Genomic DNA, 21550 nt, shown 5'->3' with positions numbered 1-21550 from the left:
GCCGATGAGCTGAGGCTGGTCAGCTCCAGGCTTGCTTACCGCAAGCCCCCGGCTTCAGCCGTGGGGTAGCTGACGGCGTCTCGTCACAGGCATACTGGGTGGTCTGGGTGTGGGGGCCTTCATCTGGCGCGCTGTCGGCTGCGGCTTCGCATGGGCAGCCGGGCGGTGGCCTATTTAACCGGCCGGCCCAAGCGAGACGCGCTGCGCGCAAGCCTGCCGAAGGTCACCGGAGCGCCGCTGAAAACCCCTTCCACCTCCTCCGCGTTCACCATCCTCTGGACCAAGCTCAATAGCACTCCTCCGGTTCGGACCGGTGCCCCCATCAGCACCGCGCCGACGAGCCTGCCGTCTCTCAACACGAGCCGACGGTAGCCTCCAGCTGGGTCCCTGAATGTGAGGACCTCATCGCCAGGCTCTTCTCTGGGCCTGCCGATTGAAGCCAGGCATTCGCCGTCGAAGGTCACGGAGTTCCATGCGACGTACCCGGGCGAGTGCACTTCTCGCCCTGCCATGTTGTATCCGGCAATTCGCCCCTGGGTGACCGCCTTCGACCACAGACCGTTTACATAAGGCTTGCCTCTCGAAATATCGTAGGCCTCAGTCAAGTCTCCGGCGGCGAATACCCCAGGGACGCTAGTTTCCATTCTGTCGTTGACGAGGACTCCGCGATTGACGCGGATGCCGGCGTCTGCCGCCATCGACGTATTAGGGCTCACACCCTTCGCCGCTACAACAACCCCGCATTCAAGAGTCTCGCCTGTGCTCAGCTTTGCCCACTCCGCTCGGCCGCGCCCACCGATCTCCAGTACATCGCATCCCAGGAGCACGCGAACTTTCGGGCGGTCCAGGATCGCGAGGGTCGCCTCGGAATCGGCATCCGAGGTTATCTGGGAAAGCATTCTCTTTGACGAAACCACGAGGGCGACATCGCGCCCAAGCGCCAAAAAGGCCTCAGCGGTCTTCAGTCCCACAAGACCCCCGCCAATCACGATAGCGCGTCCGCCCGCCCGCGCGCTGTCCGCGATAGCCTTGGCGTCGTCCAGCGTGCGCAGGCAGTGTACGCCAGCGAGATCCGCCCCTGGGATATCGGGCATATCTGGGGAACTTCCCATGGCGAGAAGCAGGCGATCGTAAGGAATTCGGCGTCCATCGGCCAGCACGACCTCGCAGGCCGGGCAGTCGATACTCACAGCTCCCACTCCGAGGAGCGTATTCGCCCTGCGCCGTACGTAGAAATCCTCGTCCGCGAGGAAGAGTCGTTCTTCCGGGACCTTGCCTCCGATCCAATAGCTGAGCAGGATCTTGGAGTAGTACCTGTGCCGCTCGGGCGAAACGATCGTGATCTCGCCGTGGGGATCTGCCTCCCTGGCTGCGATGAACGCGCTCACGCCCGCCGGGCCGTTTCCGAGAATCACATACCTCATGACTTGCGCCTCCTACGAGGGCTCTCCCACAGGTCAGCCCCCGGCTACCGGCGACAGGACGCTCACGACGTCCGTGTCCACAAGCCTGGTCTGAACGCCGTCCAAGAACTCGATGTTTCTCCCGTTTACGAGGATGTTCAAATCCCTTCGCACCGCCCCTCGCTCGTCCATGACCTCATCTCTCATGGCTGGCCCATACTTCTGGACAAGCATGTGCATGAGGCTCTGTACGTCAGGCGCCGTGCTCGCCGGCACGTCGATGGCGTCTGTCCCCGCGGCCCGTCTCACAAAGAAGAAGAACTTGACGCGCACAGGCCCAACGCCACCCCTTTCGCAAACGTCTGCATGAGAAAGATCGGCATTGCGGCGGGGGGCGAATCGCCCGCCCCCCGCCGGCCAGCGATAGTCTTGGCGTGCTACAATCCTAGCCTCGCGAGGGTCTCCGGGGTCGGTCTGCCTTCCGGGTCCCATCCGCGCAGCCGGTAGTATTCTGAGAGCATCCCGTCCAACGCCACAACCTGCCCTTTGGCGGGGCCTTCGGGCATGGGCTCAGACAGAAGACGAGAGGCCAAAGTGTCTTCTTCTCTGGTAAGCCCTTCCCTGATGTTGTAGAGCCGCTCGAGGTTCCAGATTCGCTCCCCCGCATTCACGGCGTCCTCTGTGGAGAACGGGACGCCCGTCGCGGATTCGAGCATCGAAGCTACGTCGGGCGCGCCCAGGGCAAACGTAGTGAACAGGCATATGCCGGCCGAATCCACAAGAGCGGTCACGTCCTGGAACGCCTTGACCCATGCGGGCTTACCCTCCTCAGTGAGCGGGTCTATCTTCTCGGGAACGCCTAGGATTTCCGGGGAGATTGTGTAGCCTCGGACATGACACCCGCCCCGGTTGGAAGTGGCGTAGTTGAGTCCAACTCCCTTTGCGCCTCTCGGGTCGTAGGCTGGGTACTCCTGTTTCTTGGCGGACATGGACAGCTCGGGATGGCCGAACTCCGACGCCAGCCTGAACGATCCAGAAGCCAGGAGATCGCCTATGCCTTCACGGTAGCCGGTCATCCGGGTCAGTCCCACCATTGCGTCGGCGTCTCCGAACCGTATGGGCATCCCGGCCGTCTCCTGCGAAAGGTAGCCGCGCTCGAAGAGCTCCATGGCGCACGCGATGGTCGAGCCCATTGTGATCGGGTCGAGCCCGAGTTCGTTGCAGATGTAGTTGGCCTTGGTCACTGCTTCGAGGTTGTCGACTCCGCAGGCGGCGCCCAACGCCCAGGCTGTCTCGTATTCCGGCCCCTCACCTGCGCCCTTATACTTGCCGCCAGGCACCACGCTTGGCCGTCCGCACGCTATAGGGCAGCCAAAACAGGCGCGTTTCCTGACAAGGAGAGTCTCTGCGAGAGTCTCGCCTGATATCTTTTCGGCCCCTTCGAACACCCCTTGCTGGAAGTTCCGAGTGGGGAAGGCGCCGTGTTGGTTTATGACGTTGACGAGCACAGCCGTTCCGTAGGTGGGAAGCCCGCCGCTGGTCACCGGATGAGCCTTGATCTTCGCAAGCGAGTCCAGGACGGCCTTGCGGAATCTCTCCGGGTCCGCGACACGGACGTCCCGGGTGCCCCTGACCGCGATGGCTTTAAGGTTCTTAGACCCCATCACCGCCCCTACCCCGGATCGCCCAGCGGCTCGGCCCTTGTCGTTGACCACGCACGCGAAGAGCACGAGTCTCTCCCCGGCAGGCCCTATGCAGGCGACCTTGGCATCAGGGTCGGTTTCGGAGACTATCATGTCAGTGGTCTCAGCCGTGTCCTTGCCCCAGACGCTCTCGGCTGGGCGAAGTTCGGCCCGGCCGTTCTTGATCCAGAGATACACAGGTTGTGGAGCCTTGCCTTCGACGATGATTGCGTCGAACCCTGCGAACTTGAGCTCCGCAGGCCAATATCCTCCGGAGTTGGAGGCTGCGATGAAGCCCGTGAGCGGCGCCCGGGTCACCACATTGTACCTGCCTCCGCAGGTCGCGTAGGTCCCAGTGAGCGGACCGGCGGCGAATATGAGCTTGTTCTCGGGGCCGAGGGGGTCGACTGACGCGGGCGACTCGTCGTAGAGGATCTTCGTGCCGAGCCCTCGCGCGCCGATGTAATTGCGCGCAAGTTCTGGGCTGAGGTCTTCTACCGCAATCGTGCCTTCCGTCAGGTTGACCCGGAGGATCTTGCCCATCCAACCGAACATCGGGGACATCACACCTTCACCTCCTTCATGGCTTCTTTGAGGCGGGCACCGAACGCGCGCCTCTTCGCGAGAACGGCGTCGTCCGCCTCGATCAGGGTTATTGCCTGCCAGGGGCAGAACGTAACGCACTCCGGTTCTCCGCCGCAGAGGTCGCATTTGACTATCTTCCGCTCCGATGCGGAATAGCCCACAGCCCCGAACGGGCACGCGATCTGACACATCCTGCAACCTATGCACTTGGATTCGTCGACAACAACAGCCTGGGTATCGGGGTTCCGAGTCAGACTCCCCGTGGGGCATACTTCGATGCACGGGGCATTCTCACAATGCTGACACACTAATGGGAAGAAGAAGTTGTCCTCAAGGAAGGTCTCCACTGTGATACGGGACTTCGCCGGATTGAACGCCCCTGTGTGCTTAGCTGAGCATGCCAGCTCGCAGATACGACACGCAGTGCATTTGTCCGGATCGACCAGAAGGACTCTCTCCAATGCACCATCCCCCTTTCCTGGCAGTTGTACACAATTCAGTCATTCTACAAAGTGTCAGGAGATTCCTGCCATGGAAGCCGCCTTTCCAACGCGCTCTGTGTCATATATCTCCCCCTCCACCGTCTAATTGATTGTGACCGAGCGTTGCGCATCCAAAGACAATCATCTTGTGAAAGGGTGATCCCATTGAGACGTGGCGCTGTCGTGGCCGTCGTCGCCGGCCTGGCGACACTGGTCCCGGCAGGGGTGTGGCTATCAGGCATCGCAGCGGCGGCAGATGAGGCCCAGATCATCGGCGTACTCTCTCTCCCCGGTTATCCAAACGACGTCTTCGTCAGAGATGGCCTCGCCTACGTGGGCATCGGGGGCGCAGACGGCGCCCTGGCCGTGGCGGACGTGTCGGATCCTGCTAACCTCCGCCTCCTCGGACTGCTCGAGTTCGGCTCGGCCGTGAATTCAGTGACAGCGGACGGCGGATTCGTGTTCATGGCCGACGACTTCGGATTTCGAGTCGTGGACGTATCGGACCCAGCCGCGCCCTCCCTCGTGGCCACAGTGGGCACGAATGGAATGGCCAAGCGCGTCTGGCTAAACGGACCCTTTGCCTATGTTGCGTGCGGCGTCCAAGGGCTCAGTGTTGTGGATGTGTCGAACCCCCTCGACCCGATTCTCGTCGGAGAGGTGAGCGTGCCCGGGCAAGCGGTAGGAGTGTGCACGGCGGGCGGCAATCTGTTTGTCGCGGCGATGGAAGAGGGGTTGCAGACACTTGATGCATCCGAGCCGTCGGCACCCGTGGCCCTGGGGGCAATGCCCACCGTAGACCATGCTCTGGGGGTGTTTCCAGGACCCGGGCTTGTCTACCTGTCATGGTGCGGGGGGCTGATCGTCGCCGACATTGCGGACCCAAGCAATCCCCGGGAGGTTGGGTCGGTGACGATGCCCGACATAGCCTATGTATCAGTAGTGAAAGACGGCTTGGCCTACGTTCCGTGTCGAGCGGGCGGGCTGCAGGTTGTCGATGTGTCGGTTCCTGACAGCCCCACCGTTGTGGCGTCAGTGGAAATCGAAGGTGAAGTCCTCGCGGTCGCCGTTGCCGACGCAGTCAGGGAGACCGCAGAGCAGGCCCCGGAGGCCGGTGAAGGTTCGCAGGCCGCATCCTCGCGTGCCTACATAGTGGGGTACCCGCTCGGGTTGGCAGTCATACAGCTCGACCCATGATCGCGGAGCATGTGACTGATTCCGAGGACACTTGAAAGGAGGCAGAGAAGATGCGTTCACACAGGCTCTTGGCGCTAGCCCCGCTCGCATGCGCGCTTGCCCTGGTATCCCTCTCCGGGTTCGGCCAGACCCAGGCGTCACCAGTCCCATTCATCTCCATAAAGCCGCAAGTAGTGGTGATAGGTGAGAACTTCGAAGGAGCCGGCAAGGCCGCCAAAGCTGCCGTCACCAGTACTCAGGGGTCGGTCACCGTCAGTGTGGTGAACAAGGATTCCTGGATCGACGTGCACCCATCCAGTTTCAGGTTCGACCGGCCCGGCAGCCAAACAGTGACGGTGAGCGTGTCCGGCAATCTCGACTTGATGCCAGGCTTCAAGAAGTACCTGAAGGGCGTAGTAGGGACCGTTGAGTTTTCGGCTCGGAACGCTGAGAACATGGTGATGATGCGCCCGCTCATCGTGGTGGCGCTCAAGCTGTTTGAGGAGCCTCCTTCACTCAGCATACGCTGAACCGCTGAAACGCAGCGGCTCCCGAAGGGCTCAGTCGATGTCAGAGGGGTGGGGACCTGCCTCAAGGTCTCCGCTCCTCTCCCGCTTCCGTGCACCGCAGGCCCGGAAACCAACCTCGGAATCACCGTTGATCTGGTGTATAATAATGTTGTTGCACTAGCCCGGGCTGTCGGAAAACCCGGCACGTACGCAACGCTATTGCTCTTCGCGATGGCCTAGAGGATCAACCTGACGAATGCAAAACCGCACGTCTCTCAGTCGAAATGGTCGAGCGCATGGTTCTACTTCCTTGTAACCTTCGGCCTGACCTGGGCGTTTTGGATTCCTGCCGCGGCGTTGGGCCAGGCGTACAGCGAATTTCCTGTGTGGCTTCTGCACGCGCTCGGTGTGGTCTTTGGCCCCATGTTGATCCCTATCGTCCTGACCCGTCTCCTGCAGGATTCAGAAGGCCGACGCGACTACTTCCGGCGGCTGACTGACTTCAGGCGAATCGGTGCAGGGTGGTACGGGGTGGTTTTGCTGGTGTTCCCGCTTCTGAGCGGCCTAGCCGCCCTGACGGACACGCTCGGCGGAGGCGCCTGGCCATCGTTCGAGACGGCTGCGGGTCTTCTGGCCAGTCCCTCGAGGCTCCTGTCTTTCGCGGTGTTTACTCTGTTCTTCGGTCCGATCCCTGAGGAGCTCGGTTGGCGTGGATACGCCCTCGATCGCCTGCAAGCGAAGCGGAGCGCCCTGTCGGCAAGCCTCATTCTTGGGGTGCTGTGGTGGCTCTGGCACCTGCCTCTCTACTTCATCGCAGGCACCTATCAGCACTCCGAGGTCGGCTTCGGGACGCTCCGCTTCTGGCTCGGTTCCCTCTCAGTTGTCGCTCTTTCGATCCTCATGACTTGGATCTACAACAACACCGATCGCAGTACCTTGTCTGCCGTGCTTGTGCACTTCATTGTCAACTTCACCGGGGAGTTCCTCAACTTGTTGGATCGCGCAGAGTACTACGCCGCCATGTGGACCGTCATCGCCGCGATGGTTGTCACTGCCATCTGGGGGCCAGCGTCTCTGGCCCCCCGCTGGCAAGGCGCCCATCAAAGCGACAACGAAAGCTCAAGGAGAGTCAACCATAAGGCGTCAGTGCTTCACTGCTTGCCTTCGGACCTTCACTCCACACAAGGTGTCCGATACAGGGCACCGTTCTTCTATCATCTCGACGAGTCTGTGGATGTTCTCAGACGGTGACGGGGAGTCGATGACCATTTTGTAGCGTATGTCCTGGTACCCCGTGCGCACATCCGGGTTCTTGCCAAGAAACCCATCGGGGTCGAGATCCCCCTCGAGCTCGACTTCGAATCCGCGGAGCTCAACCCCGCACGCGGGCGCGAACGCCGCTGCGCATATGGACATGCACCCCCCGAGAGAACAAAGGAGCAGCTCCACAGGATTCATCGCCCGGTCGTCCCCGCCTAGATCCTTGGGCTCATCCAACGCCACCTTGAAGCCCCTGGCATCTCCCTCACAATAGAGCCCTTTGCCTGACCACCGCACCTTGGCGGAGAAAGTAACATTGGCCAACTGCCGGCACCAGCCTTCCATGGTTCTATCCGCGCGTTCGGGGGTGAATCGGCTTGCATTTCGCCCGCCACGCGTGTCCCATCGTAAGTATTGTGGATCTCCCGGGCGGCTATGCGCGCGCCGCACCGCGGACCCGCCGCTGATCCCGGCAATCTCCCTACCGTCTATCTCTTGGACAAGAGAAACAGGTCCGCCATTTTGAACACCCGGGTTCCGTCCCCCAAGGCGCCGCCGTACACCTTCTGCCCCTGCTCGGCAAAGGAACCGTGAAGGTGGACGTGGGCTTGACCCTCACGGACCACAACATTTCCCGAGAGGGATGAGATCTCGAACACTCCCTCAAGTGTTATCCTCTCGACGACCGGGGGAAGAGTGGCATCTCGGGGATAGCACACCTGGGCAAGGTCGAAGGACCCTGCCGCCCCAAGGACTATCGCCTCGGTCCATCTGCCTTCTGCCATGAAACTCCGAAGCTCAGCAAAGAGATCAGCACCAGGCCCAAGGCTCAATACGCACGGAACACACCCGTTGAGTTCTCTACACGTGGGCATTTACTCTCCTCCCAGTTGCGCTACAGGTTGTACTTCTCACGGAGCTTGAACCTCTCGACCAGCTGCTTCATGGCCTCGAGCTTCTCACCCTGCATAGTGGGGAGCGGAGGCCTCGGCTTACCGGCGGGCAGTCCAAGGAGTTCCACGGCGGCTTTCACCGCGACCGGATTGGTTACGGAGTAGACAGCCTTCAAGATCGGACTGTACTCAGCGTAGAGCGCGCGAGTGCGCTCGACATCCTCCCAGGATGTCCAGGGCCTCGACATCTCGGCCATCTCTTTCGGAATGATGTTCCCCGCGACGTTTGCGGTACCGTGTCCTCCGAGGGCGAGGGTCGGAAGGATCAGGGAGTATTTCGGGAAGTCGCAGCAGAGTACGTTGATCTTCCCCGCAGCACCATGCATGACGTCCGCAAGCTGGCTGACGTTCGGCATGGCCTCCTTGTCCGCCACCACGTTCGGGATCTCGGCGAGCCTGAGCACAGTGTCAGAGTCGATGTTTACTATGACCCTGCTCGGGTTGTTGTAGAGTGCCACGGCGATGGAAACAGACTTTGCCACGGTCGCAAAGAACTCATATACGGATTCCTGGGGAGGAGCGATGTAAGGCGGGACTACGAGCATGATGCCATCCGCGCCCTGCGCTTCGGCGAACTGGGCGAGCTCGACGGTGTCCCGGGTCGTTGGGCAGGTCACACCAAAGAGAGCCGGAATCTTCCCACGGCAGTACTCGGCCATGGCCTCTATGATTTCTCTCTTCTCGGCCATGGAAAGGGAAGTCGACTCCCCGGTGGAGCCCATGAAGATCACGCCGTCGGACCCGTTCGCCGCCTGGAAATCCACTAGCTGCGCGAAGCCCTTGATGTCGACCTTGTCACCGGCGGTAAACGGGGTTATCAGCGCAACCCAGGATCCTACCGGTCTTACTAGCTTGTCGGCACATGTTGTCATGATATTAACCTCCTAGTGAGTCGCCCGGGCCGGGCCGGTCGCGCGGCCCCGGGAACGGGATGCCAAAAAGCCCATCAGGACCACAATGCCTATTCCCAACAAGGTTGTCTGGGACTCCGGGACTATGATGAGGGCAAATGCCAAGAGGAATACGAGCCTTTCAAAGAACCCAAGACGCTTGACGAACCAGCCAGTTGCCGCCCCTGCGAACGCCAGGATCGCCACGAGGGCAGCGATGGTCCTTCCGCCGATCACAAGCCATGAGCCCTGCATCAGGAGAGCCGGGTCAAGCAGGAATACGAACGGTACGGTGAAGACAATCCCGCCAATCTTCATCGCGGTCAGCCCTATCTTCATCGAGTCCTCCTTGGCAATCTCGGCAGCAGCATACGCGGCGAGAGCTACAGGTGGGGTGATCATTGAGAGGACCGCGAAGTAGAAGACGAAGAGGTGTGACGCCAGCGCTGGATACCCGAGGTCCTTCATGACCGGGACCGCGAGTGTGGCCACGACCACGTAGGCCACGGTGGTGGGCGTCCCCATCCCCATGATGATCGATGAAACCATGATGAGGAGCAGAGCCATAATCATGTTGCCGCCTGACAGGTGGATGATTATGCTAGAGAGCGAGAGTCCTGCCCCGGTGAGAGTGATCGCTCCGATGACGATACCTGCCGCGCCGCACGCCACCGCAATCATCGTGGTCCGCCGCGCGGACACGACGAGCGCCTGGACGAACGTCTTCAGGGTGAACCTGGTGTCCTTTCTGACGAAACTGAGCGCGATGATGGCCAGAGTGGCCAAGAAAGCCGCACGGAACGGGGTGTACCCCTGGATGAGCACGATCACCAGTATCACCAGGGGCGCCAGGAGATAGAGTCTGGGCAGCACCTCTCGCGCTCGGGGGATCTGATCTCTATCCAGACCCTTTATGCCCGCCTTCGCCGCTTCGAAGTCCAGGACGAAGAAGAGAGATGTGAAGTAGATGAGAGCGGGGATAAGGGAGGCCTTGCACACTTGAATATATGGAATCCCAAGTAGTTCCGCCATGAGGAACGCGGCCGCTCCCATCACCGGCGGCATGATCTGCCCGCCTGTGGAGGCCACCGCTTCGACGGCGCCGGCGAACGGCCCCTTGTAACCGATCTTCTTCATCATGGGGATGCTGAACGTGCCGGTTGCGTAGACGTTCGCGGCAGCGCTGCCCGAGATCGACCCGAACAGCCCGGAGGAGATGCACGCAACTTTGGCAGGCCCACCTCTGAATCTGCCCGCCACGAGCTTGCCGATGTCCATGATGACATCCCCCGCCCCGCAGAACTCCATAAAGGTCCCGAGCAGGATGAACAACACGATGTAGGTTGCAGAGATTCCCATCGGGATGGAGAACACCCCATCGAGTCCGAAGATCTGGTAGTCGATGACATCCACGAGGGAAAACCCACGATGGGCGAGGATGTCGGGGAAATACGGCCCAAACAGCGAATACACCAGCGCCGCTAAGGCCACGGCCGCCAGCACCCATCCTACCGCCCGCCTGGTCAGCTCCAGGAGCAACACGATCGCCAAACCACCCACAACGAGATCGAGCGTGGACAGATGCGTTACGAATGTCTGCCTCACGGCCATCTCCTGGTACTGTGTGACCAGGTAGCCGTAGCAGAAGGCCGCAGTGCAGGCCAGGATCAGATCGAACCAACCAGTCTTCCTGTCCTTGCGGGCTGGGTAGAGGAGAAACCCCAGGACCCCAGCGAACGCGAAATGCAGGGTCCGCTGTAACTGCACTGTGTACGTCCCGAAAGCGGCGGTGTATAGATGGAAAACTGCCAGGGACACCGCCAGGACCGCGATTATCCAACGTAGAGTCCTGTTGTCCTCTCTCACTTAGTCTCTCCTCCAATCAATGGTCGGGGAAAGACGACGGGAAGGAGCGGTATCCTCCCCGCCGCCTGAGCCTGGGCCATCGAGGGCCCGGCACGGTGTTCTACTTGACCCACCCCTGCTCACGGTAGTAGCGAAGTGCTCCAGGGTGGATCGGTCCGCCTGCGATGCGCGGGGCATTCTCGGGTGCGAACCGGGCGTAGGTCTGGCCTGACTCGCGGATCCGCCCCGGGTTGGTGCAGATAGCCTTGGTAATCGCATACACCACGTCCTCAGGGAGCTCTTCCCGGACGATGAGAATGGGGGACTCGGCCATCACGGGAGTGTCCTGTTTGACGAAGTAGTAAGCGTCCTTCGGGATGACGGCGCGCCCGTACTTGTACTTCTCGCTCACTGCGTCGAGCACGGATGCCTTGACCGGGAGCATCTTCATCCTGCGAGAGACGGTCAGCTCCACGATTGCCGGCATGATCGGGCCGCAATAGGCATCGGCGTGGCCGTCGCGAATGAGAGAGCTCGCCTCGGCGTAGGAGACGTAGTTGATGTTGCCGCCCCACGACTTCAGGGTCTCGGGGGTGATCCCGTATTCAGCGAGCATACGCTCGGCTGCCGCCGACGGTGACGACCCGGTGGGGGCAGTCAAGATCTTGATTGGGATCTTCTTGTCTCTAATGTCGTCGATGGAGGAGACCGCCATGTCCTCGCGAACGAGGAAGACACTCATGTAGATGTCAGCAAGGTAGGCGAGTCCCATGACGTTCGCGTGGGACCCCTGGTCCGCAAACTGGCCCTTGCCCTGGCGTGCCTCGAACAGCAGTTGGTCCTGGGTAGTGGCGATATCGGACTTGCCTCTCGCAACTGTGGTCAGGTTGGCAACCGAACCGCCTGTAGTCGCGGTGATCTTCACACCGGGTAGAACGTCCTTGATGAGCTCGGCAAGTATGCCTCCCATGATGTACCACTCACCGCCGACCGGGCCGGTGGAGACAGTGATGAACTTCACACTCGCCGCCGCCGGCGCGACCATGGCTGCAAACAGAAGCATGCAACTTGCCACAACCGCGATGATCCTTCGTGTCATTCTCCGTCCTCCTCATGGTATGGTAGTAGTCGTTTGGTTCCAGGTCTCCTGTCTACGCTGTCGCCGGACCTGCCTCGTTCTCTTCTGGCTCCAGGCGCCCATCTGGCCCGCCTGCGAGGATCCCCACCATCACCCGGTCTGCTGTCCGCATCCCTTCTGAGGTGACCCGGGCCAAGTTGCTCAAGGTCTCGTCGAGGTGTGCGCCCACGATTCCGTTACCCTCTGGTACTTCACAGCCCGCGAGTGCCAATAGGGCTGCCTGGGATGCAGTGGTGACGCTGGTCCATACTTTGAGCGCGCACCCAACCTTGCCACCATCGCACAACATCCCCGCCAGTGTCGCAAGGACGTTGGTGACAGCGCCCATGGACTGCCCAGCCCAACCTCCCCACAGGTGCACGAGGCCCGCCGCAGTGCCTGCTCCAGCCGCCACTGCACACCCGCACACCGGGGACAGACGACCGAAGTACTCCTTTACGTAGATAGTGGTTGCGAGACTCAAGGCCAGGGCACGAGCGAGCTTCTCCCGCGTTGCAGAGGCTCTTCTCGCCCCGAGCAAGACAGGGACCGTGGCCGAGATCCCGAGGTTTCCGCTTCCGGCGCACGTGACTACCGGCTTCTGCACACCAGCCATCCGTGCGTCACATGCGGCCGCGGCATACAAGGCAAGGTCCCATCCAACGTTGACCCCGGAACCGGCAGTCTGCTCTCTCCCTGCATCACACGCACACCCTCTCAGACCTGCTGCACCGATTCTCCCTATCCCGAGCCCTCCATCCATCGTCAAGCCTGCCTCAGCCATGTCCAGGTTGACTTCCGCTCTCTCGCAGAGGAAATCCAAGTCGCTTGCGGGGGCGCTGAGGATCGCGGACGCTATCTCAGGTAGAGAGCCGAGGGTCCTGAGCGCGGGAGAATGTGACTGCGCATGGGAGAAGGAGCACGGCTCTTGGCGGGTTCCACCACTTGGCCATGTGTCTACGGCGTGCCCGTTGACCTCCACAAGGCGAGCGTCGGTGTGCCTGTGAACCGTGGCCGCGGCAGCCGTGCCCCGGTCGGTTACAACGCGTGCACGGACATAAACCGAAGGTGTGTCGTCTTTCACCTCGATACGTGGTGTGCACCGCTTCTTGAGAGCTTGCACCAGGCTCACGTGGCGGGGCGACACTGCCGAGAACACCTCCAGCCCGGCCCGTGGGTTGTCCAGCACAACGCCCAGGAGAGCTGCGGTGTCGATTCCCGCGTGCTGAATGCCCGGGATGCCCACGGCCCGGGCATTCTTGAACATGTTTGGGCTCAACTCCAGGTGGAGTTCGTGGAGGTCGCCTCCGATCGCGTTGTACGCCACGGCGCACGCAAGCGCGATCGCGACAGGTTCCGTGCACCCCACGGCGGGTATGAACTCCGTTTTCAGGGTATCCAGTATCCGCGCAACGTCCATGCGACCATTCCTTGCTTGTCCGGTTTTCCAAAGGCACAACGCAAGGACCGTGCCACCTGTCCGAATGTGCCGGACACACTCAATCCAACCCTGGTCTGCCTGGATGTTGTCACGTCGTTCAAGGGCAGTGCTGCGCCGAGTCCGCGTGGAGCGACGCGGATTTCGTCTCAGTCTTGCGATTCCGGTATCAGTTTTGAGAAAGAATGCGGTAGAGGGTAGCCCGGCTGATGCCAAGCTCCGCCGCGGTCTTCTCTTTGCCGTCGGCGTCATCCCCGTTGAGCGCAAGCCGCTCTAAGACCAACCTTCGCGTGTACTCTCGCACCAGGCTCTTTAAGTCCCTGGCGACTGAGGTCCTCGTTCCTTCAGGTCCTTCAGGCAACCTTGGCCTTATGTCCCGCACCTCAATCCTGTCGCCTTTCGCGAAGTTCACCGCATACTCGATCACATTCTCAAGTTCGCGAACGTTGCCGGGCCAGGAGTAGCCCAACAGAAGCCTCATCGCATCGTCAACCACACCAGAAATGTGTTTGTTGCACACCTCCGCGTAATGGGCCGTGAAGTGCGACACAAGCCCCGGGATGTCCTCTGGCCTTTCGCGCAACGCGGGGAGACGGATGGGGACCACATTGAGCCGGTAGTAAAGGTCGCTGCGGAACCGGTTCAACTTGACGTGTTCCTCGAGATCATGGTTGGTGGCCGAGATGAGGCGGGCGTCCACGCGCCGCGGGTACAGGCCGCCCACGCGTGTGATCTCCATGTTCTGGATGGCACGCAGGAGCTTTGCCTGGAGGAATAGGGGCATGTCCCCGATCTCGTCCAGGAACAACGTGCCATGGTTCGCCAACTCGAACTTCCCAGGCTTCCCGTTCCTCGCGGCGCCTGTGAACGCCCCGGCCTCGTACCCGAAAAGTTCACTCTCCAGGAGAGACTCGGGGATTGCGGCGCAGTTCAGGCCGACGAACGGGAAATCCCGGCGAGGGCTCTCATTGTGGATCGCCCGGGCGAACAACTCCTTCCCGGTGCCTGTCTCACCTATGAGAAGGATGTTGGAATCGTACCTCGCCGCTTCCCTCGCTCTCTCCTTCACCTCGACGAGAGCAGCGCTCTCACCGATGATGTCATCGAAGGAGAAGCTAGTGCCTCTCTCGATTGCGCGAAACGCATACTTGTGTACGCTCTCGAGATCGCTGAAAGTACATACTCCGCCAAGCATCTGCCCGTCGAGTTTCACTGTTTTCACAGACGCCAGGAACCGAGTGAGCCTCCCTGAAGGAGACTTGTACACCTCCTCGGAATCCAGGCAGTCCCTTCCTTCCTGCATCACGCGGGCAAGCAGCGAGCCGGGCCAGACGGATTCGAGAGGAGCGCCTCGGAGATCGAGCCCTCTCCCGAGACGCAGGAGCGCCACTGCTCTCTCGTTTATGTGCCGGATCCGGCACTCCCGGTCGACACATATCACTCCCTGCTGGATGTTGTCGATGACCGCCTCAAGCTCCCTTGTTCTGGCTTCCAGGCTCTCATACAGTGCCTGTTCAGCGGCTTTGCTTGATATCAGGTCGGACATCTTCTCGAGGAAGGCGACGTAGGACGACTGTCGCTCACGGAGTCTTTCCCGCTGTTCCGGGGTGAACGCAGCTATGGCGAGTATGCCGATGCTTGAGCCACCAAGCCTGATCGGTGTGCACATCTCGAAAGTCTCCCGGCAATCTTGCCTACTCTCGCAGGACGTGCAGATTCCCTGCCCAGTCGGGTTCTCGACTACAAGGGTCTCCCCACTTGAGAGCGCTCGTTCGAATGCGGACCCCACCGGGGTCTGCTTGCCGAGTGAGTCCGAGAACGGACCGGTGCCCGCCACCCTGACCAGGCGCGCATCGGCCACAGTCACATCGACGCTGAGCGCGGCGGCTACAGCGTCCACAATCTGCTGTATCGAGGCTTTGAGATGCACAAGATCACGTCCCGGGAGAGGCCCGGCAACGTCCGCGTCCCGCCGGAACGTTCGAGGGTTTTCTGACATCTCTGCCACCACTCCTAAGCCTGCTTCCTTGAGATTCTTCAGGAGTGCGAGGGTTCCTTCATATGGACGCGATTTACCGGGAAAGGCATGCCTTTCCCAACCGCGGGGTCCTCGTATTCCTCCGGATCCTGGGGGATTGCTTCGGTTATTGGGCTTGAGGACTCCCGGCATGTGTACAGCCCTGTGAGGGGGATTCTCGATTTCGACATGTTTTGTTTGATTCCAGGTGTTGGCCGGGCCCATGTGACCCATGCCGGCATCAGTGACATCCATATCTGCGCCTATGACGCGGGTTTACCACATTGCCCGTTTCCTTCTATCCTAGGAGGAATTCACGCATGGAATGTAGAAACACTTGACATCAAAACTAGGCGAAACTGATGTGAAACATGGGTCGACATACCCGTAAGGAAACGTGCTGCCTCTGATCCTCTGCTTCGGAGGTGCGCTATGAGCTCTGCGCCCTTGCTCCAGATGAAAGCGATCAACAAGGCTTTCCCGGGCGTTCGCGCTCTCGATCACGTCGATTTTGGGCTCGTAAGCGGTGAGGTTCACGCCCTTCTGGGAGAGAACGGGGCGGGCAAGTCCACCTTGATGAAGATCCTGAGCGGTTCGCTTCCGAAGGACAGCGGCAGGATTCTTCTGGATGGAAAGGATGTCACCATCGAAAGCCCGTTTCACGCCCGCGAGCTCGGGATTGGTATGGTATACCAGGAGCTCAGCCTGATTCCCAGCCTGAGTGTGGCCGAGAACATCTTCCTGGGCCGGCTGCCAAGAAAACGAAACGGCCTCGTAGACTGGGTGCGCATGCGCACAGAAGCCTGGAGGATGCTTGAAACCCTCGGCCTCGATCTCGACCCAACAGTCAGGACGGGCTCTCTCGGAATGGCGGAGCGACAGCTCATCGAGATCGCCAAGACCATATCTCAGAACATCCGAATCCTCGTTCTCGACGAGCCCACCTCGGCCCTGACCGACACTGAGCGCGACCGATTGTTCGCGATCATACGCAGGCTGCAGGAGCATGGTGTGTCAGTCATCTACATTTCCCACAGGCTGGCGGAGGTCGTTGAGATCGCCGGACGGGCCACCGTCCTTCGAGACGGCAAGAACGTTGGCGTGTTCTCCCTGTCCCAGGTCGACGAGGCTTTCCTCGCTCGCGCCATGGTCGGGCGGGAGTTACGCGACCAGTTCCCAGTGGCCCGGGCAAAGCCGGGAAGCCCTGCGCTGTCGGTGCACAATCTCACCGTCGGCCGCTACATCCGGGATGTCAGCTTCGATGTACATAAGGCAGAAATCGTGGGGATCTTCGGGCTGATGGGTTCCGGGCGCTCCCACTTGGCAAGAGCGTTGTTCGGCCTGGAGAGAGTTACCGCAGGCGAGATGCTCGTGAACGGCATCCGCGTGAACGTCAGGTCTCCTCGCAAAGCCATCGCCCTGGGTATTGGGTATCTCACTGAGGATAGGAGGGACGGTCTAGTCCCTTCCATGGGCGTGGCGTCCAACGTAACTCTGGCAAGCTTGGGGCGGATTTGCCGGTCTTTCTTCCTGAGTCACAGGAAAGAAACTGACCTGGCCGCACGATATGTCCGGGAACTTTCGATCGCCACGCCCAGTCTTGAGCAGAGAGTACAGCGCCTGAGCGGCGGCAACCAACAGAAGGTGGTTCTTGCCAAGTGGCTGTGCGGGAACTCCAGTATCCTGGTGTTCCACGAACCTACAAGAGGTATAGATGTCGGCGCCAAAGCCGAAGTCTTTCAACTCATGCGGAACCTCACCCAACAGGGGGCGGGAATCGTGATGATCTCGTCGGAAATGCCCGAGATCATTGGAATGTCCGATCGCATCCTCGTCATGTCGCGCGGACGAATAGTCGCGGAATACCACAATGGGGACGTCTCCCAGGAAGAGCTCCTTAAGAGTGCGGGCGGTATAGGGGGCAAGTAACGGTGAAGCTAGGCCAGCCAGCGCGTGGTTCCAGACTGGGCGTCTTGCTCAAGGGCGGACCTGTCATCGCCCTTCTCTTGCTAGCGGGCTACCTGTCACTGGCAACTCCCCACTTCCTCACGACGGGCAACATGATCAACGTGGGGAGGCAGATCTCCATCAATACCATCATAGGCGCGGGCATGACCATGGTGATCATATCAGGAGGTATTGACCTTTCAGTGGGGGCGACCCTCGCCCTCTCAGGCACGGTTGCTGCCGTGGCGATGACCTACTGGGGGCTGCCCATGGCAGTTGGGGTGCTGATAGGCCTGGCGGTTGGGATGTTCACCGGGTTCGTCAATGGTGTCGTGATTACGAAAGGTAGAATACCCGATTTCATAGCCACCTTGGGAATGCTGTCCACCGCCAGAGGTGTCGCCCTAATAGTCAGTGGAGGCTTGCCAGTCCCATCTCACCTCACGGCCACGACACTGAAGTCGTACCTTCCCTCTCAGTTGATCTGGCTCGGAAGCGGCGAGGTCCTCGGCGTGCCCACTGCAGTGCTAGTGGCCACGGCGGCGGTGGTATTCGGATGGGTGATTCTCGGCCACACGAGCCTGGGGCGGGGTCTCTATGCCATAGGAGGCAACAAGGAGGCCGCAAGGGTGTCAGGCATCCCCGTCGAGCGCTACAAGATCGCGGTGTACACCATAACTGGAGGGTTGGTAGCTGTGGCTGGCCTGGTGCTGACAGGCCGCCTCAACTCTGCCAACGCACTCATGGGTGAGGGTGCGGAGATGCAGGCGATCGCAGCAGTGGTGATCGGTGGGGCCAACCTGTTCGGAGGGGACGGGGGCGTCATAGGCACTGTCATCGGCGCCGTGATCATGGGAGTGCTGGCGAACGGCTTGAACCTCCTTAATGTCTCGGCCTTCTGGCAGCGGGTCATCATGGGCGCCGTCATCATCTCAGTGGTCGTCTTCGACCAGTGGCGCAGAAGGGTGTCGGAAAAGAGCTGAGAAACCCAGGCTTTGCACTGTACGGGTGTGGCGGACCATCGAAGCTGAGTTGGGTTGAATCGAGTTCATCGCGGGGGAGGTGATGAGAGACAGCTGGGCCTGTACAAGTGGGTGCTTGTGGCAGAAAGCCGAACCGTCACTCAGTATTCAGTTTGCTTGAGGGAGGTAGAGTCAGAATGAAGATCGCCCGGCGCACGATCCTAGTGATGTGCGCATGTCTGGTGCTGTTGCTGGCCGTCTCGGCGTTCGGCGCCACTGCGGTTCCCAGGAGGATAATCGTGGGATGGACCCCGCCCGACATTACCGGAGTGTTCAAGACAGCTACCAACTACTTCGAGAAGGCCGCGGCTGACGCAAAGGCACACGGGATAGATGTGCAGATCATCACGCAATCCCCCGCGTCTCACGTGGCTTTCGCCGACCAGGTAGCCATCATCGAGGACTTCATCCAGAGGAAGGTCAACGTTATCGCCATATCCCCCATCGAGGTCGAAGTCATCAAGCCCGCCGTGAGGAAGGCCAACGCTGCCGGAATCCCGGTGATCATAGTCAACCTTCTCGAACCGATTCAGGGCATTGACGTCGCAAGCTACATCGGGTTCGACAACACTGTCGCCGGCACAATCTCGGCGTATGCAGTGGTTGACTACTTCGGCGGTCCCGGTGTAATGGGTACCGGTAGGAAGGTGGATGTCAAACCCGGGACATATCTCGATCTCAAGTGGTGGGAGGATCTCTACAACACAGTCACCCCCGAAGAGAGAGCCCGAGTCAGGGCTCGAGGCGCCATAATTGAGGGGGTTGCCGGTGGGTTCTTCTCCACGGCCCGGCTCAAAGGCTTCCACGGCGTCATCAGCCAGTTCCCCGGGGTCACGATTGCCGGGACCCTGCCCGCGGACTGGAACCGCGAAAAGGGCATAAAGGCCGCTGAGGACTTCCTCGCGGCGAATCGTCCGGGGACCCTGGACTTCATATGGGCAGCCTCCAACGAGATGGGGCTGGGTGCCATGCTTGCAGCCGAAGCGGCAGGCAGAGCAAAGGATGTGAAGGTGTTCACCAACGATGGCACGCCGGAGTCGGTCGACCGGATCAGGGAAGGCCGTCTCATCGCCGAGACCTGGCACGGCTTCCCAGAGTGGGGTTGGTACGGTACGAAGTTCGCCGTAATGCTGGCCATGGGCCTTGAAGTGCCGAAGATCTTCGACATAAGGCCGAGGATCGAGTACCAGGCCAATGCCGACGACTTCTACCCGGTGCCCAAACTTGAACCGATAGACTGGGAAGCCATCAAGGCAGCTGCCAAGTAGCAGTCGCACAGCAAGAGGAGGTCATCCTATCGGGCGGCATAGTGGAGACCTGATACAGAGCGTAGATCCGACAGACCCAGAAGCCCTCGGATTCGCCAGCAGCAGCAGGCGACGCCGAGGGCTTCGCTCATCCCGGACTGAGCGGGGGCCTCCGGCTCCCCCTTCCTCCGGACCGGACCGGTCGGAGCCTACCCCTCAGGGTCGATTCCAAGCTCTCGAAGCCGTTCGGGGTTGGGAACGCCGTTCGGGTCCCAGCCGCGCAGGGTGTAGTATTCGTCGAGCATCGTATTGTACATTTCGGGTGTGAGCACGCGACCTCTTGCCATCCCCTCGGGAAGAGGTTCAGTCATGATCCGATCAGGCAGCATGTCGTCAGCCCTGGTTCTTCCCTCTCTCACGAGGATGGTGCGTTCGAGGCAGATCACTCGCTCGCCTATCTCCATGAGTTCCCGCGTGAAGTCCACACCTGTAACGTACTCGAGCGCCTTTCCTTCGGGGTTGTCCGTGAACCCTAGGCTGCTTCGAACCACTGTGCACAGGCCGAGGGAATCCACGTACCCCCTGACATCTTGGGTCTTCTTGACCAACTCCCCCTTCCCGACCACGGCGAACCTATCATACTGCCCGGTCAGGAGTTCATCGCGAATGGTCCACCCTCCGACGTTGTGGCAGGCACCCCTCACTGACGTGCCGAAACCCAGGCCGATTCCGTGGAAACCCCTGGGCTCGTAAGCGGCGAAAGGCATCCACTTGGCGTGCATCATATATGGCACAGTCTCGGGGTATCGTACGGCGAGCGCCCTGAACCCGGAAGCTAGATCCCTGCCCAGGCCCTTGCCTTCACCCATCTGTCTTAGGACCTCCAGCATCGCTCCGGCATTGCCGAAGCGCAGATCTACCCCTCCGGTCTGTTCAGTGGCGAAGAGCCCTCTTTCGTAGCACTCCATGGCGTACGCAATTATGGTCCCTGAGGACATCGTGTCCAGCCCGTACTCGTCACAGAACTGGTTCGCTGCCACTATGGCTCCGAAATCGCTGATGCCGCACTGCCCGCCGAAGGCGCCTATGGTCTCGTACTCGGGGTCGCTGACCGCGCCCTTGAACGGCCCATCCTTTACTTCACAGACCTGCGCGCATGCAACAGGGCACCGGTAACATGCGCGATTCCCGGTCTTGTAGTGGTCAACCATGTAGGTTGCCTTTACGGTGTCGATGCCCTCGAAAACAGCAGTGGTGAAATTTCGCGTTGGGTAGCAACCCAGTTCATTCATGACATCAGTATACTGGGCCGTGCCGAAGGACGTATGTGCCTGTTTCCCTTCGCGCGCCGCCCGGGCTGCTGTGAGTCCCAGTTCACGAACTTCCTGTGGCAAGGCGAGCGGCACCTCACCTGTCCCTCTGACAACAACGGCTTTCAGGTTCTTAGATGCCATGACAGCTCCTGCTCCGCCCCGGCCGAAGCTCCTCCCATCCACCATCACGCAAGCTATCGCGGCCCCGGAGACAGCTGCGGGCCCTATGGAAGCCACTCCCACTCTGGCGGGGCCGTGCCTCTTCTTCAGGGCCTGCTCCGTCTCGGCCGTCTTGAGATCCCACAGCTCGCCCGCGTCTTCCACCCGCGCCTCGCCATCGTCGATCAGTATGTAGACCGGCTCGGGGGCTCTTCCCATGACCACGAGCCCGTCGAATCCCGCACACTTGAGGTAGGGTCCCGCGAACCCGCTAGAGTTAGAACAGAGATATCCACCGGTCTCAGGTGACTTCGTGGCAAGGCCGAACTTGGTGGTGGACGGGAGTGGAGTACCCGTCAGAGGTCCTGTCATGAAGATGATCCTGTTCTCAGGCGAAACCGGATCTACATCCGGGCCGATTTCCCGCCGGTAGTACCACGCTGCGACTCCCCGTGCCCCCAGGTACTTCCTTAACACCTCAGGAGCTATCGGCTCTTCACTCGCC

The 21550-nt window shown here is 60.6% G+C and carries 18 protein-coding genes; 6 read left to right on the top strand and 12 right to left on the bottom strand.

The annotated features are described in order from the left end of the window. Positions 1 to 170 precede the first annotated feature (170 nt). From NUW23_04685 to NUW23_04670, 4 genes are all read right to left on the bottom strand, one after another. Positions 171 to 1424, bottom strand: coding sequence for an FAD-dependent oxidoreductase (locus NUW23_04685; protein MCR4425472.1), 1254 nt, complete (start codon positions 1422 to 1424; stop codon positions 171 to 173). Positions 1425 to 1457: 33 nt separating this feature from the next. Then, the gene (locus NUW23_04680; GenBank protein ID MCR4425471.1) at positions 1458 to 1736 is read right to left on the bottom strand and encodes a MoaD family protein; all 279 of its coding nucleotides are present in this window, start codon (positions 1734 to 1736) and stop codon (positions 1458 to 1460) included. 104 nt (positions 1737 to 1840) lie between these two features. Next, positions 1841 to 3640: an aldehyde ferredoxin oxidoreductase family protein gene (locus NUW23_04675; GenBank protein MCR4425470.1), complete on the bottom strand. Its 1800-nt coding sequence runs from the start codon at positions 3638 to 3640 to the stop codon at positions 1841 to 1843. Positions 3641 to 3648: 8 nt separating this feature from the next. Then, positions 3649 to 4131 carry a 4Fe-4S dicluster domain-containing protein gene (locus NUW23_04670; GenBank protein MCR4425469.1) on the bottom strand — a complete coding sequence of 161 codons (483 nt, stop codon included), beginning with the start codon at positions 4129 to 4131 and terminating at the stop codon, positions 3649 to 3651. 186 nt (positions 4132 to 4317) lie between these two features. On the opposite strand from NUW23_04670, the gene NUW23_04665 reads away from it, so the two are divergent. The 3 genes from NUW23_04665 to NUW23_04655 all read left to right on the top strand — a co-directional run bounded on the left by NUW23_04665 (position 4318) and on the right by NUW23_04655 (position 7088). After that, positions 4318 to 5349: a hypothetical protein gene (locus tag NUW23_04665; GenBank protein MCR4425468.1), complete on the top strand. Its 1032-nt coding sequence runs from the start codon at positions 4318 to 4320 to the stop codon at positions 5347 to 5349. 50 nt (positions 5350 to 5399) lie between these two features. After that, positions 5400 to 5858 (top strand): hypothetical protein, encoded by a 459-nt coding sequence (locus tag NUW23_04660; protein ID MCR4425467.1) that lies wholly within the window; start codon positions 5400 to 5402, stop codon positions 5856 to 5858. Positions 5859 to 6194: 336 nt separating this feature from the next. Beyond that, on the top strand, positions 6195 to 7088 hold the full coding sequence (locus NUW23_04655; protein ID MCR4425466.1) for a CPBP family intramembrane metalloprotease: 894 nt from the start codon (positions 6195 to 6197) through the stop codon (positions 7086 to 7088). Here NUW23_04655 and NUW23_04650 read toward each other — a convergent pair. The 7 genes from NUW23_04650 to NUW23_04620 all read right to left on the bottom strand — a co-directional run bounded on the left by NUW23_04650 (position 6981) and on the right by NUW23_04620 (position 15339). After that, positions 6981 to 7421 carry an OsmC family protein gene (locus NUW23_04650; GenBank protein ID MCR4425465.1) on the bottom strand — a complete coding sequence of 147 codons (441 nt, stop codon included), beginning with the start codon at positions 7419 to 7421 and terminating at the stop codon, positions 6981 to 6983. The genes NUW23_04655 and NUW23_04650 overlap by 108 nt on opposite strands. Before the next feature lie 164 nt (positions 7422 to 7585). After that, positions 7586 to 7972 (bottom strand): DNA-binding protein, encoded by a 387-nt coding sequence (locus tag NUW23_04645; protein MCR4425464.1) that lies wholly within the window; start codon positions 7970 to 7972, stop codon positions 7586 to 7588. Between the two features lie 20 nt (positions 7973 to 7992). After that, positions 7993 to 8922, bottom strand: coding sequence for a 4-hydroxy-tetrahydrodipicolinate synthase (gene dapA, locus NUW23_04640; protein ID MCR4425463.1), 930 nt, complete (start codon positions 8920 to 8922; stop codon positions 7993 to 7995). Positions 8923 to 8934: 12 nt separating this feature from the next. Further along, entirely contained in the window at positions 8935 to 10806 is a 1872-nt protein-coding gene (locus NUW23_04635; GenBank protein ID MCR4425462.1) for a TRAP transporter permease, read from the bottom strand. 100 nt (positions 10807 to 10906) lie between these two features. Beyond that, on the bottom strand, positions 10907 to 11884 hold the full coding sequence (locus NUW23_04630) for a TAXI family TRAP transporter solute-binding subunit (protein ID MCR4425461.1): 978 nt from the start codon (positions 11882 to 11884) through the stop codon (positions 10907 to 10909). A gap of 52 nt (positions 11885 to 11936) precedes the next feature. Continuing rightward, positions 11937 to 13322 carry an L-serine ammonia-lyase, iron-sulfur-dependent, subunit alpha gene (locus NUW23_04625; protein MCR4425460.1) on the bottom strand — a complete coding sequence of 462 codons (1386 nt, stop codon included), beginning with the start codon at positions 13320 to 13322 and terminating at the stop codon, positions 11937 to 11939. Between the two features lie 187 nt (positions 13323 to 13509). Beyond that, positions 13510 to 15339: a sigma 54-interacting transcriptional regulator gene (locus NUW23_04620; protein MCR4425459.1), complete on the bottom strand. Its 1830-nt coding sequence runs from the start codon at positions 15337 to 15339 to the stop codon at positions 13510 to 13512. 450 nt (positions 15340 to 15789) lie between these two features. On the opposite strand from NUW23_04620, the gene NUW23_04615 reads away from it, so the two are divergent. The 3 genes from NUW23_04615 to NUW23_04605 all read left to right on the top strand — a co-directional run bounded on the left by NUW23_04615 (position 15790) and on the right by NUW23_04605 (position 19594). Further along, the gene (locus NUW23_04615) at positions 15790 to 17286 is read left to right on the top strand and encodes a sugar ABC transporter ATP-binding protein (GenBank protein ID MCR4425458.1); all 1497 of its coding nucleotides are present in this window, start codon (positions 15790 to 15792) and stop codon (positions 17284 to 17286) included. A 2-nt stretch (positions 17287 to 17288) separates the two neighbouring features. Continuing rightward, entirely contained in the window at positions 17289 to 18287 is a 999-nt protein-coding gene (locus NUW23_04610; protein MCR4425457.1) for an ABC transporter permease, read from the top strand. Between the two features lie 176 nt (positions 18288 to 18463). Next, entirely contained in the window at positions 18464 to 19594 is a 1131-nt protein-coding gene (locus NUW23_04605) for a sugar ABC transporter substrate-binding protein (GenBank protein ID MCR4425456.1), read from the top strand. 188 nt (positions 19595 to 19782) lie between these two features. On the opposite strand, the gene NUW23_04600 is transcribed toward NUW23_04605, so the two are convergent. After that, on the bottom strand, positions 19783 to 21550 hold a 1768-nt coding region (locus NUW23_04600), incomplete at its 5' end, for an aldehyde ferredoxin oxidoreductase family protein (protein ID MCR4425455.1).

It is taken from the genome of Bacillota bacterium (assembly GCA_024655925.1).
Taxonomy (GTDB): Bacteria; Bacillota; DTU025; order DTU025; family JANLFS01; genus JANLFS01.
This window is presented reverse-complemented; position numbering and strand designations above follow the sequence as displayed.